Source organism: Virgibacillus halotolerans, from assembly GCF_016908515.1.
GTDB classification, from domain to species: Bacteria; Bacillota; Bacilli; order Bacillales; family Amphibacillaceae; genus Virgibacillus_M; species Virgibacillus_M halotolerans.
In genome coordinates this window covers 274,312-285,601 of sequence record NZ_JAFBEA010000005.1, presented here as the reverse complement: position 1 = coordinate 285,601, position 11,290 = coordinate 274,312, and the positions used below count along the sequence as shown (strand labels likewise).

General features: G+C 47.2%; 15 protein-coding genes, 13 tRNA genes and 1 rRNA gene. 27 read left to right on the top strand and 2 right to left on the bottom strand.

What is annotated here, in order from left to right:
* Positions 1-11: 11 nt before the first annotated feature.
* From rrf to JOC34_RS13995, 15 genes are all read left to right on the top strand, one after another.
* Positions 12-127 (top strand): 5S ribosomal RNA (gene rrf / locus JOC34_RS14065).
* A gap of 102 nt (positions 128-229) precedes the next feature.
* Positions 230-304, top strand: a tRNA-Asn gene (locus tag JOC34_RS14060).
* Position 305: 1 nt separating this feature from the next.
* Positions 306-397, top strand: a tRNA-Ser gene (locus JOC34_RS14055).
* A 19-nt stretch (positions 398-416) separates the two neighbouring features.
* A tRNA-Glu gene (locus JOC34_RS14050) sits at positions 417-491 on the top strand.
* A gap of 57 nt (positions 492-548) precedes the next feature.
* A tRNA-Val gene (locus JOC34_RS14045) sits at positions 549-624 on the top strand.
* 38 nt (positions 625-662) lie between these two features.
* Positions 663-739 (top strand) — tRNA-Met (locus tag JOC34_RS14040).
* Positions 740-849: 110 nt separating this feature from the next.
* Positions 850-926, top strand: a tRNA-Asp gene (locus JOC34_RS14035).
* A gap of 38 nt (positions 927-964) precedes the next feature.
* Positions 965-1,040 (top strand) — tRNA-Phe (locus tag JOC34_RS14030).
* Positions 1,041-1,068: 28 nt separating this feature from the next.
* Positions 1,069-1,150 (top strand) — tRNA-Tyr (locus JOC34_RS14025).
* 14 nt (positions 1,151-1,164) lie between these two features.
* Positions 1,165-1,235 (top strand) — tRNA-Trp (locus tag JOC34_RS14020).
* 17 nt (positions 1,236-1,252) lie between these two features.
* Positions 1,253-1,325 (top strand) — tRNA-His (locus JOC34_RS14015).
* A 14-nt stretch (positions 1,326-1,339) separates the two neighbouring features.
* Positions 1,340-1,414: transfer RNA gene (locus JOC34_RS14010), tRNA-Gln, on the top strand.
* A 3-nt stretch (positions 1,415-1,417) separates the two neighbouring features.
* Positions 1,418-1,492, top strand: a tRNA-Gly gene (locus JOC34_RS14005).
* A 12-nt stretch (positions 1,493-1,504) separates the two neighbouring features.
* Positions 1,505-1,575: transfer RNA gene (locus JOC34_RS14000), tRNA-Cys, on the top strand.
* Positions 1,576-1,742: 167 nt separating this feature from the next.
* Positions 1,743-2,729, top strand: a complete 987-nt coding sequence (locus JOC34_RS13995; protein ID WP_205137393.1) for a tyrosine-type recombinase/integrase — start codon at positions 1,743-1,745, stop codon at positions 2,727-2,729.
* A 51-nt stretch (positions 2,730-2,780) separates the two neighbouring features.
* On the opposite strand, the gene JOC34_RS13990 is transcribed toward JOC34_RS13995, so the two are convergent.
* A complete protein-coding gene (locus JOC34_RS13990; protein ID WP_205137392.1) occupies positions 2,781-3,146 on the bottom strand; it encodes a DUF2614 family zinc ribbon-containing protein in 366 nt (121 codons plus the stop codon).
* A 21-nt stretch (positions 3,147-3,167) separates the two neighbouring features.
* The gene (locus tag JOC34_RS13985; protein WP_205137391.1) at positions 3,168-3,782 is read right to left on the bottom strand and encodes a DUF4352 domain-containing protein; all 615 of its coding nucleotides are present in this window, start codon (positions 3,780-3,782) and stop codon (positions 3,168-3,170) included.
* 286 nt (positions 3,783-4,068) lie between these two features.
* Here JOC34_RS13985 and JOC34_RS13980 point away from each other — a divergent pair, with 286 nt between their 5' ends.
* The 12 genes from JOC34_RS13980 (at position 4,069) to JOC34_RS13925 (ending at position 11,284) form a co-directional block, all read left to right on the top strand.
* Positions 4,069-4,485, top strand: coding sequence for a helix-turn-helix domain-containing protein (locus JOC34_RS13980; protein ID WP_205137390.1), 417 nt, complete (start codon positions 4,069-4,071; stop codon positions 4,483-4,485).
* Positions 4,486-4,715: 230 nt separating this feature from the next.
* The gene (locus JOC34_RS13975) at positions 4,716-5,123 is read left to right on the top strand and encodes a hypothetical protein (protein WP_205137389.1); all 408 of its coding nucleotides are present in this window, start codon (positions 4,716-4,718) and stop codon (positions 5,121-5,123) included.
* Between the two features lie 127 nt (positions 5,124-5,250).
* Positions 5,251-5,412: a hypothetical protein gene (locus JOC34_RS13970; RefSeq protein ID WP_205137388.1), complete on the top strand. Its 162-nt coding sequence runs from the start codon at positions 5,251-5,253 to the stop codon at positions 5,410-5,412.
* Entirely contained in the window at positions 5,405-5,743 is a 339-nt protein-coding gene (locus JOC34_RS13965) for a hypothetical protein (RefSeq protein ID WP_205137387.1), read from the top strand. Before JOC34_RS13970 ends, JOC34_RS13965 begins: the two co-directional genes overlap by 8 nt.
* Positions 5,744-5,907: 164 nt before the next feature.
* Complete coding sequence (locus JOC34_RS13960; protein WP_205137386.1) at positions 5,908-6,348, top strand: hypothetical protein; 441 nt, start codon at positions 5,908-5,910, stop codon at positions 6,346-6,348.
* The gene (locus JOC34_RS13955; RefSeq protein ID WP_205137385.1) at positions 6,349-6,765 is read left to right on the top strand and encodes a hypothetical protein; all 417 of its coding nucleotides are present in this window, start codon (positions 6,349-6,351) and stop codon (positions 6,763-6,765) included.
* Positions 6,766-7,167 carry a hypothetical protein gene (locus JOC34_RS13950; protein ID WP_205137384.1) on the top strand — a complete coding sequence of 134 codons (402 nt, stop codon included), beginning with the start codon at positions 6,766-6,768 and terminating at the stop codon, positions 7,165-7,167.
* Positions 7,168-7,197: 30 nt separating this feature from the next.
* Positions 7,198-7,809: a hypothetical protein gene (locus tag JOC34_RS13945; RefSeq protein WP_205137383.1), complete on the top strand. Its 612-nt coding sequence runs from the start codon at positions 7,198-7,200 to the stop codon at positions 7,807-7,809.
* Between the two features lie 241 nt (positions 7,810-8,050).
* Positions 8,051-8,575, top strand: a complete 525-nt coding sequence (locus JOC34_RS13940; RefSeq protein WP_338062677.1) for a P-loop NTPase family protein — start codon at positions 8,051-8,053, stop codon at positions 8,573-8,575.
* Between the two features lie 3 nt (positions 8,576-8,578).
* A complete protein-coding gene (locus JOC34_RS13935; RefSeq protein WP_205137381.1) occupies positions 8,579-9,916 on the top strand; it encodes a DnaB-like helicase C-terminal domain-containing protein in 1,338 nt (445 codons plus the stop codon).
* 12 nt (positions 9,917-9,928) lie between these two features.
* On the top strand, positions 9,929-10,291 hold the full coding sequence (locus tag JOC34_RS13930) for a hypothetical protein (RefSeq protein ID WP_205137380.1): 363 nt from the start codon (positions 9,929-9,931) through the stop codon (positions 10,289-10,291).
* Entirely contained in the window at positions 10,292-11,284 is a 993-nt protein-coding gene (locus JOC34_RS13925) for a toprim domain-containing protein (RefSeq protein ID WP_205137379.1), read from the top strand.
* Positions 11,285-11,290 lie beyond the last annotated feature (6 nt).

Below are 11,290 nucleotides of genomic sequence, written 5' to 3'. Positions count from 1 at the left end.
CATCCTGAAGGTCTGGTAACGATAGCGATGAGGTCACACCTGTTCCCATACCGAACACAGCAGTTAAGCTCTTCAGCGCCGATGGTAGTTGGGGCCTTGCCCCTGCAAGAGTAGGACGTCGCCAGGCGAAAACATTTTAACATAGCTTGAGACAGATAAGCTTTTACTTAATGAATTAGATTATGTTACATATAAATCTAATGTAATAAAAGTATTGGTGTAGGATTATTCCACAGTAGCTCAGTGGTAGAGCAATCGGCTGTTAACCGATCGGTCGTAGGTTCGAATCCTACCTGTGGAGCCATGGAGAGCTGTCCGAGTGGCCGAAGGAGCACGATTGGAAATCGTGTAGGCCGTTTGCGCGGCCTCGAGGGTTCAAATCCCTCGCTCTCCGCCACATATTTCAATATAAGATTGGCCCGTTGGTCAAGCGGTTAAGACACCGCCCTTTCACGGCGGTATCACGGGTTCGAATCCCGTACGGGTCACCAACTTTTATTATGATATAAGACATGTTGCAACACATGTACTTGTATATCCAGTGATTTGGAGGATTAGCTCAGCTGGGAGAGCACCTGCCTTACAAGCAGGGGGTCGCAGGTTCGAGCCCTGCATCCTCCACCATTTAGTTCAAACATGTACCAGTTAATACTTTCTCATATCGCGGGGTGGAGCAGTCTGGCAGCTCGTTGGGCTCATAACCCAAAGGTCGTAGGTTCGAATCCTACCCCCGCAACCAATTTTTTTCAACGATCTATGTTGAAAGATAAGTAGTACTTGAAGAGTGCAACCAAATTATTTCAACGATCTTTGTTGAAAAATAAGTAGTGCTTGAAGAGTGCAACCAATGGTCTGGTAGTTCAGTTGGTTAGAATGCCTGCCTGTCACGCAGGAGGTCGCGGGTTCGAGTCCCGTCCAGACCGCCACTTTTTTAAAAGTAGCAAATGCAATACATATCTTCAGCGGCTCGGTAGCTCAGTCGGTAGAGCAAAGGACTGAAAATCCTTGTGTCGGCGGTTCGATTCCGTCCCGAGCCACCATTTTTCATGTAAACATGATAATATATATGGAGGGGTAGCGAAGTGGCTAAACGCGGCGGACTGTAAATCCGCTCCCTCAGGGTTCGGCAGTTCGAATCTGCCCCCCTCCATTTAATCTTTTTATAGGGGTATAGTTTAAGGGCAAAACTACGGTCTCCAAAACCGTCGCTGTGGGTTCGAATCCTACTACCCCTGTCTTACTTATTACTATGGCGGTCGTGGCGAAGTGGTTAACGCACCGGATTGTGGCTCCGGCACACGTGGGTTCGATCCCCACCGGTCGCCCTTGAATTTTTAATTGGGCTGTAGCCAAGCGGTAAGGCATCGGGTTTTGATCCCGTGTATCCTAGGTTCGAATCCTAGCAGCCCAGCCACTTGCGGAAGTAGTTCAGTGGTAGAACACCACCTTGCCAAGGTGGGGGTCGCGGGTTCGAATCCCGTCTTCCGCTCCATTATTTTCATATGGCGGTATAGCCAAGTGGTAAGGCAGAGGTCTGCAAAACCTTTACCACCGGTTCAAATCCGGTTACCGCCTTTAGACAAATGCCAGTGTGGCGGAATTGGCAGACGCGCGGGACTCAAAATCGACGGTCGAGTTTCGCACAGTCAAACGTTACATTGGCGGGCTTTTCGGCGGTTTAACTTCGTTAGACGATCCGAACTTCGCGGGATCAAATTATGGCGCGTAGAAGGCGGATAATATTGCAGAATACACGAAGTAGAAGACGTACTTTTATCGCAGAATCAAACGAGTCAGACGGAATAAATATAGGGTCTCCCGGGTTTATCGATGATGATTTCGAAACCTGCTCGGAGGCTTTTTTACGTTATGTCCGTTCGAATAATCGAAGTAAGGATACGATCGCATATTACCGGAAGTCCTTGCGGATATTCGAAAAGGCGCTCGCTGATCAAGGAATGTCGACGCGTCTACAGCGAATCACAGAGGACGTTATTAGCGAGGGATTTATCCGTTACTCACTAGACGTTAAGCAGGTTAAATACGTATCAGTCGCGACAAGCCTGCGGGCAGTGAGGGCGTTCCTTAATTGGGCGGTTAGTAAGTCGATTATAACCGTGTCGCCTATGCGGGGAATTAAGATTGGCGCAGCTAAGACGAAGGATATAGAAACGTTTACTCGCGAACAGTTACGGGATATCTTCCGTCAACCTGACCTCGAAACCTTCGTAGGATTCCGTGACTATACGATGCTGACGGTATTCCTCGAGACTGGCATAAGGCTGCGAGAGATTACGGATATTCTCGTAAAGGATGTGCGGTTCGCTGATTCGCAGATACTCGTTCACGGAAAGAACGGAGACGTTCGCCTCGTCCCGTTTCAAGCGAAGACAGGGCGCATCATTAAACGCTATTTAAAGGCGCGTGGTAAGGCGGATGTAGATTACCTGTTTATCACGCATGATGATGCGCAGATGTCTCGTAAGGCCGTCCAGGATCGCGTTAGTAAGTACGGTCGAATGGCCGGCATAGATAACGTTAGATGCTCGCCTCACACATTCCGCCACACGTTCGCCAAGATGTCCGTTAAGAATGGCGCTGATATATTTGCGCTGCAAAAGATACTCGGACATCAGACGTTGGAAATGGTACGTGTATACGTGAACTTATTTAGTTCGGAAGTTACCGAGGCTCATCGGAAGTTTAGTCCGGTGGAAAATCTATTTTAATACGAGGAAATAAAAAGACCCTGCGCTTAATTGCGTGGGGTCTTTCGTTGTTTACCGTATTTTCTTACCGTGCTTATCCGTCCATACTAGCGGAATGTTTACCTTACATCGCGGACATTCCTTTGAGTCGTGATATCCGATCATCTTAATCTTCTTATCGCATTCCGGACATCGTATATCCGTCTTCTGTGCAAATACTCCTAGCGACATAAATCCGCCAGTGAAAACCATTCCGACGCCTATCGGGATTCCGATAATAGTGACGCACAATAGAGCGCCTAGTAATACGAGTGGGACTCCGAATATAAAGCCGAGTGTTTTAACGACTATCCGTTCGTACCACTTTTCTTTCGTCAATGCTACCGCTTTGTTCCCGTTAAGTACCTCGCCATTAACCGTCTCTATTGTTACGTCCATTATTATCGCTCCCTTTTCTGTCTATTTTAAATCGAGTTCGACTTCCACCGTATTCCATGCGTTATCGTAATCCTCGGCTTCTTCCAGTTCGACGTCTGTTTCCGACCATTCCAGCTTAATCCATTCGACTGACTCCGCCTCACCGCGTTCTAAGTAAAACAATACATCGCCTTCCTTAATGACTCCTTCGTGAATGTCTCCGCCTAAGTCATCGGAGATAAGCATATCAGCTTCGACTTGTTCGCCGGTACTCGTAACTAGCGTCGCCTGATCCGGGTATGTCGTAAATTTGTGATCCGACGTATTCTCTATCGTAAACTTAACGCCTATTGCCGATTCCTCGGCTTTTTCATCCTCGACAGTTGGCGCCTTTTCCGTAACGACGACCTTCTCTATTTTCGTTTTAAGTCCGTTGAAATCGCCTTCCCACGTGGCATCTTCGTAGTAAGTCCACGGATCAGCTTCCTTTTCTTTAGCAGCTTGTTTCTCTGCTTTCTTATCCGACTTCTTCGCGGCGTTATCGCCGGTCTTGGCTTCCGCCTTATCTCCTTCGATTTCCGGTGCGTCGCTACAAGCGACCAATCCTCCGAGTATTGCGAACATTAATACTGATAATAGCGTAAATATCCTTAACATTCTAACGACCCCCCTCTTCGTTTTATTCCGCCGTATGTGGCGCCTGATTAAATTATAGCACCGTCGGAAAATTATGTCAAGCGTTTATAGGACGAAGTATTGACGTTTGATTGACGAAATGGATTCGGAGGTTTATTTTATTCGGCTTTATATAGGAAGAGACCGGATTGGTACGAGGTAAGTCCGTAAGTTTTTAAAATAATTATGTAGAAAATGCCTAACTCCGGATTGGGGTTGCGTATATAGAAGTATAAGGCAACGAAATGACGAGGAGGTGATTGCGGAAATGGCGGAAGACAAGTTACTCAGCGTAGAAAGTCAAACGGAACACTCGATGACTTCCGGTAAATCGGAAACGAAGATATTCGTCAAGATGTATGTGGACGCTGTTAAGGCGGGATTGATCGCAGACTTAGGCGCGGACAACTGGCAGACACTTTGCGTTATTGCCTCGCACATGGACAAGGACAGTGAATGTTTCCCGACACATGCGCAAATAGCAAAGGGATTAGGGGTCCGCAGGGAGACGGCGACTAGACGAGTTAAGAAGTTAGCGGATTACCGATGGAACGGAAGACCGCTGATAGTCTCCGAGAAGGGGAGGACAGAAAAAGGTACGTGGGATAATACGAGATATACGATTCTTCCGATAAGTCAGCTTAGGATATTCGAGAATGAGCCAGAGGATATAACGACTACGTGACGCATAGCGCACTTGGACGCAACTCACATGGTTATACGTCACACTAACTAGAACCATCTTTTAACTAGAGCCATTAAGAACTAGATAAGTAATACCGATTTAAGGAAATGCACCTTAAATTCGGGGAAAATACCTTCTAAAAGATTATCGCAATTACCTTAGTGATATCGCCAGTAATATAAAGAAGGTACAGGCGAATGAAATAAAACATATGAAAGTAGGCGATCAATATGTCAAACGAAAAAGTAACGGTAACTAAGGAAGTGGCGGAGGCAATCTTACAACTGAGGCGTGAGTGTGTTGGTAACTACCGCATTATTAACAGGGTGCAATGCGCAGCGGAAACGGGACCGGCCTTAACCTTAAAGGCGTGGGCGTTTTATAGTTCCAGCAAAGGAACTCCGGATAAACTAATGCAAGCACTCGTAAACGGTTACGAAGTCGAACGGACGCCGCACGATCAACTACGGGAATATTACGAAAGTAATTCCGCATGGGTAGAAGACCCGGGATCATACGTACCTACCGAGAGGCAACGATTTATAGGACGAAATCAAGGCGTTTTAAAAACGTTAAAAATTCTCGGAATTACGGTCGAGGGGGTAAACGATTTATTTCCGAAGGAGGCGCCACTATGAAAACCAAGGGCATGACGGACACCCAATATGGAATATTCCACGTTGTACTCTTCGTCGCAGTCTACGCAATCCTGCTGACGGTAATTGTAAACTAAGCGGACATTAATACGAAAAGGAGGACGAACATATGACGAAGGAATGTGGAGAAGTAATCGAGGACGCATCACGTAAGTTATCGACAGTCATCGCAATTATGAAGGAAATGGAAATACGCGGAGAGCATAACGTAAGTACGGAATTAGTAAAGGCGTTACTTAAACCAGCGGAGGAGGCGTTACGGAATGACTAGAGGAAATGGTCTAACTAACGAAGAATTAGAGGAAATACGCGAACGTGCCGATAAGGCTACGGAGGGTCCGTGGGTATGTGATGACCTAGATACGACGGTTGTAGCCCTTCTGTATACGGATGTGACCGATATAGCGACCCCATATAAAGAGGTTGACGCAGACTTTATTTCTAACGCTAGGCAAGACATCCCGAAGTTGTTGGCGGAGATTGATCGATTAAAACAGGAAAACGAAAGGTCGGTAGATTCCATATTCGGGCATGCTATCCGCAATAACGCAAGGAGACTGGCGGATCAGGCTCGTGATAAGGACGGAGGCGATGCGGATTGACTAACGGAAACAGCGATCACAACTTCGGAGAAATGCGCCCAATAGCGAAAGTAGGCGACCTCGTTCGCTGCCTTGGCTACGGAAACCGCGTATTCATAATCGACGCATATACGCACGAACTATCGTACGACGCCGAGAATGCCTTCGAGGACATCTACTACGACATGACGGACGCCTTGACGAAGGAATATACGCTAGGCGGTCAGGAGGACATATTCGTCGTATGTAAGGCGGACAAGGCTGACGACTATCTGGCGCAGTATTTGCGGAACGGACATGACGTAGGACTAGGCGCAGGCAAGGAAATGCCATCGGAAATATTACGTAATATATTAGCGGACATTAATCCGCAACAGGAGGCGAGTGAAATGTCGAAGGAAAGGCGGTTAACACCGCGCGAGGAGTCGTCACAGGAAGCCACTAGACGCAAGCAGGAACGCGAAGAAATGTCGGAGAAGGCTGACGTATTACTTGATGAGATGCGCGATTATATGACGCTTAAAACGATGTTTGGCGATATGGATGGCGAGTATCAAGCGAAGATTGACGACGTTAAAGCGGAGTTGGCGGAATTGACGAAGAGTAAAACTGAGGAGGGCAATTAAATGAAAGAGGAAATTTACGGACAAGCGTCGCAGTATATAGATGCAATAGCGAGTAATCTCGGGGTCGCTGCCGAACACGTTTACGGAATGTTAGTACGTCAGCAAGTAATTTCCGGATGGGTCTGGATGGGCGTGGGCTTGATCGTAGTAATAGTCTGTTTAGCGTTAATCACCTTTACGATTGTAGCTAATGTTAAGGCAAAATGGGATAAGTCATTCTGGTCAAGGGCTCCGAAAAACGGTTACGCCAAGTATTTGACCTACGGGGATGAAGTTTTCTCCTTAGTTATGGTAGCTGTTGCAGTAGTTTTATTAGTAATATTCTCAATTATATCAGTAGAATCCGCCTTGAAGGTAGCCAACCCAGAATACTACGCGATCAAAGAGATTATGGACGTAATCAAAGGAGGGAAATAAATGGCGAAACTACCGCACGCAAAGGATTGGCGTAATCGGAATATCGACGACTGGAATACGCTAACCTTTACGGAATACCTAAAGGACGAACACAAGCGTATATTCGGAATCGACTACGCTCCTATGCGATCATGGCGCATCGAACAAGGAATGATCGGAGACTTAATCGGTACTAAAACGAAGGAGCGTACCGTCAGCAATGCGCTTGTAAAGGAGTTCATCGACGAAGCCTTTGCGACATATACCCCTAACACAAATTACCCGGGAACGTCATTCGGATTCAGTTATTCGTACAGGCGGAACATATTGCAACGACTACAGGCGGGGGAAATGAAGCAGGAACAGCGTAAGGTTAGCGAGGATAATGCGGACAGCCTCGAGGATTTGGCGGATTGGTTTTAATAATAATAATACGAAAAAGGAGCGGATAATATGAAGGAATTACACGAAATGTATTACGCGGAACTTAGCGAACGTGTCGAGGAGACTATCCAAGCGATTCGACGAAGGGCTTACGAGGAGGGGTATCAACACGGAAAGGATGACGCAAAACTACGCGAGATATCCGAGACTATATTAACCCCGGAAAAGTTGGCGAAGTTGGATCAGAAGAAGCGCGACGAGATTGTTGCGAAGGCTAAGTCGGATGTTTACGATTTATTGAAAGAACGCCAGATATCCGCGGACGAAATGGAGTTCATTACGGATCAAAAGCGTCGGGTAGTAGTCGCTAAAATAAAGCACCTATTTAGTGGGTTTACTTTGACCGAAGGTATTGCAAAATGTAATCCGGATGACTGCTTCAACGTACACATCGGAAAGGCAATCGCATTGCGACGCGCACTAGGACTAGCTATACCTTCTTATTACCTTAACGCACCGAATCCGACGGAAGTTCGTAATTACGACAGTGTCGATTATAAAGGGGTTATTTATACTATAACGCCAACGTCGGAGAAGGATATGAGGTACGGGAATAACCAGGCGCAAGTTACTTCTATTGTAGCACTCGACGGAGAAGTAATCGACGACTCACGCGAATAACTACGCCTTATAACGAAAGGAGGAACGCAATTTGACGGAATGTATTTTATCGGAATACCGGAATGACAAATGCGCCAACTGTACGCCATACTGCCCGCATCGAATCGCTATGATGGGACTGGACGGAAATGGCGGACGAGTATCCAGCGCAGGACTGCCGAAGGATTACCGCGACGTAACGCTCGCCAATTCGCCAGTCCGCGCTAGTCAGCCGGACATATACGCACTACTCGATGAATACGTGAAAACGTTTGGAAGGGAAGGACGGATAAAAAGCTTATACATGTGGTCGGATTCACCTGGAACCGGAAAAACAACGTCAGCTAGTGCGGTCTTGAACAATTGGATCGCACACGACTACTTAAGTTCGTTAAAGGCAGGCAAACATCCTCGACAACAACCGGCATATTTCCTAGATGTGAACGCTTGGCAGGAATTATATACCGGATTCACGCGGCCAAATATTCCGCAGGATATCGCAGAAAAGAATAGTCGACCATACTACGATCAAATGGAAAAGGCAAAGCGAGCGCCGTTCGCAGTTCTCGATGATATTGGCGTAAGAGGGAAGGCCAGTGACGGATTTAGAGGAGACTTGCATACGGTCATAAATCACCGCACATCCAACGGAATGCCTACTATATTCACAAGTAACTTGACGATAAAGGAAATGGCGAAAGTGTTCGACGATAGACTGTACGACAGAATCCGTGATCAAGCGGGTGTAATTCACTTCAAGGGCGGAAGCAAACGAGGGAGGAGGTAACGTATGCAATACGGAAAACTACTGCTAAATAAGGTAATCGACGATAACGACGTAATGGCATTAACGCGCCACAATATAACGGAATCGGACATGCCTTCGGATGTTGACCGGAACACACTTCGTTTCATTACGGAATATGCGGAGGATAACGGAGGCAAGGCGCCATCATATGCGACAGTGGCTGCGGAGGTCGAGGGATTCGAGTATGTGCCGGAAGTGTCCGACAGCTTTAAGTGGCTTACGGCGCAGATAAAGGATCATGCAGCGAAACTAGCAGTTGTGGAATGGTTCGAGTCGGGAGACTTTAGCCGAAAACTTAACGAAATGGGCGGGAGGGAATTCGTAGAAAACGAGTTGCCAAAAATGCTGGAATCGGTTAAACTAAGAACAAGCGTTCGTGATAAAGTAGGAACAGACGTCAAAACTGACGGAGAAAAGTTCCTCGAGGAGTATGATCGACGCAAGGAAGGCAAGTCATTCCGCCTATGGAAATCGAGATTCTCGTCAATCGGCGAGTATATATCGTCAAACCTTTACGTTGTTTACGGAAAGAGTGGGCGGGGTAAGTCCGTAATTAGTCTCGAGGAGGGCGTATACGCGGCGCAGCAGGGCGCTAATGTGTTGCTCTGGGCCATGGAAATGGGCGCATACGAGGTGATGGTGCGTATCTACGTATCGCTATCCGGAAAGACCGGTGTCACCACGGCCGAGATTCACGGGGAACATATGACGGCCGGATTCGACTCGACCGACATGAGACTCGGACGACTTTCGGAGGAATTCGAGAAGGCATTCCGAATATTTGTCGCCACTATTAACGAGCACATGGAAGGGAATATAACGGTACGGGCGGTAGATGACGAGGACTTTGCTGATCGCAGTATTCGAGCGCTAGAGGCGGACATGGACGAGGTAGACGCGGACTTCGTAATAATTGATCCGTTCTATTACATGACGTACGAAAAGAACACGTCTAAAACTGCGGGTGGTGACGCTAGTAATACGTCGATGAAGTTAAGGGCGCTGGCTGGGCGGTCATCAGCGGTAATAATAGCGATTACACAGGCGGATGAGACGAAGGAAGATAAGGACGAAGACGGAGGACGTGAGTTGGCGCTACCAAATAGGGAAGACGTCAAAAAAACGAAATCACTTCTTGAAGATGCGTACATGCTAATCGGGGTTGATACGGACTATAAGCAGGGACGCGGACTTGTTGGCGTAAATAAAGGACGGTCAGGTGGAGAAGGTAATGAGTCGGAAATCCTGTACATACCGCAAGTTGGAATCGTGAAGGAAATCGACGTCGGTAGCGCAGCGTTATCCGGATTTAACTTTTAAAGGAGGAATATTATGAGTAGGTTGAATGAAATAAAAACACTGGTGTTAGAGGGTAATTGGGCTGGAAGGGTTTTTCAAAGTGATTGGTTAGATATTATTGAGAAGGCAGAACGTGTGGAGGAATTGGAGAAGGAAAACTTCCAGTTAAATGGTGAAATGGATAGCCTGATGCAGAAATTGGAAGACAATGAGCCTTATTATTCTATGAAGTGTTTAAAGATGGAAGATGAAATCAAACGCTACAAACAGATCATGGCATCCGCATCCGAGGAACTTTATTATGTTATAAATTCCAATAAAAGCAACGGCGTTAAAAAACATTATGTTACCAATGCCAAAAGATTCCTAGATGAGACGATCGAGGAGGCGGACTAATTGGCGATAATCAAAGTACGCGGACACGACGTAGATGTCGATATCGAGGCGGAACTACGTGAATATGATTTCGGACACCGAGCGCGCTGGTCATCGGACAAGCTAGTCGCATCCAGTCCGTTCCGTGTCGACAAAGCTCCGTCATTCTGGATATCCTTGGACGGTGATTACGCCGGTGTATGGGGAGATTCCGGAGCGTTGGACGATGAATATGCCGGAGGTAACTTCGCCAAGCTGCTCGGACATCTACGAAATGAGTCGCAGGAAGCGGCGGAGGAATATCTGCTCGAAGAATACGGAGCGTTGTACGTCGTTGAGCAAGGCGAGGATATCGTATTACCTACACCAACGCTGCGGACTAAGACGCAGGATAAAGAACTTCCGTCATCAATCGTTACACAGGCGGTCAGTCCGTACCTTATAACGCGAGGCATTTCGGCGGACGTCCAGGAAGAGCACGGCATCGGATACAGCGAACAGTATCGAGGATTTACGGCGATACCGTGGAGGTTTCCGGACGGACGATTAGGTAACGTCAAGTATCGTTCGACACGGGATAAGCGTTTTTTCTACGTCAAAGGGGCCACGCAGATTAGGCGACTGGTGTTCGGAATGGACGTTGTAAACCGGGAACAGTCGGAAGAAGTCGTGCTGTGCGAAGGTGAGATCGATGCGATGTCGTGGCAGGTGGCGGGTGTTCCGGCGATTGCGATTGGTGGGGCGCACATATCCCGCCAGCAGATCGACATTATACGAAGGAGTCCGATTAAGCGACTGTTGTTAGGCGGAGATAATGACGAGATGGGGCGGAGATTAAACGAGCAGGTTGCGGATGTGCTGCGTGGATATGTCGAGTTGGTTGACGTTGATTACGAGGACGAAAAAGACGCCAATGACGTATTGCTCGTCAAGGGCGCCGATCTATTGGTAAAACTTACCAACGTAGAAAGTCGTAGGTACTATTTACCATTTAGTCATAATACTGTAATATAAACGTAA

Bases quoted from the DNA above. Each gene is read 5' to 3' on its own strand.
- JOC34_RS13975 (WP_205137389.1), top strand. From the start codon at position 4,716: ATGTCAAACGAAAAAGTAACGGTAACTAAGGAAGTGGCGGAGGCAATC.
- JOC34_RS13930 (WP_205137380.1), top strand. From the start codon at position 9,929: ATGAGTAGGTTGAATGAAATAAAAACACTGGTGTTAGAGGGTAATTGG.
- JOC34_RS13955 (WP_205137385.1), top strand. From the start codon at position 6,349: ATGAAAGAGGAAATTTACGGACAAGCGTCGCAGTATATAGATGCAATA.
- JOC34_RS13935 (WP_205137381.1), top strand. From the start codon at position 8,579: ATGCAATACGGAAAACTACTGCTAAATAAGGTAATCGACGATAACGAC.
- JOC34_RS13980 (WP_205137390.1), top strand. From the start codon at position 4,069: ATGGCGGAAGACAAGTTACTCAGCGTAGAAAGTCAAACGGAACACTCG.
- JOC34_RS13970 (WP_205137388.1), top strand. From the start codon at position 5,251: ATGACGAAGGAATGTGGAGAAGTAATCGAGGACGCATCACGTAAGTTA.
- JOC34_RS13965 (WP_205137387.1), top strand. From the start codon at position 5,405: ATGACTAGAGGAAATGGTCTAACTAACGAAGAATTAGAGGAAATACGC.
- JOC34_RS13945 (WP_205137383.1), top strand. From the start codon at position 7,198: ATGAAGGAATTACACGAAATGTATTACGCGGAACTTAGCGAACGTGTC.
- JOC34_RS13985 (WP_205137391.1), bottom strand. From the start codon at position 3,782: ATGTTAAGGATATTTACGCTATTATCAGTATTAATGTTCGCAATACTC.
- JOC34_RS13960 (WP_205137386.1), top strand. From the start codon at position 5,908: ATGACGGACGCCTTGACGAAGGAATATACGCTAGGCGGTCAGGAGGAC.
- JOC34_RS13990 (WP_205137392.1), bottom strand. From the start codon at position 3,146: ATGGACGTAACAATAGAGACGGTTAATGGCGAGGTACTTAACGGGAAC.
- JOC34_RS13950 (WP_205137384.1), top strand. From the start codon at position 6,766: ATGGCGAAACTACCGCACGCAAAGGATTGGCGTAATCGGAATATCGAC.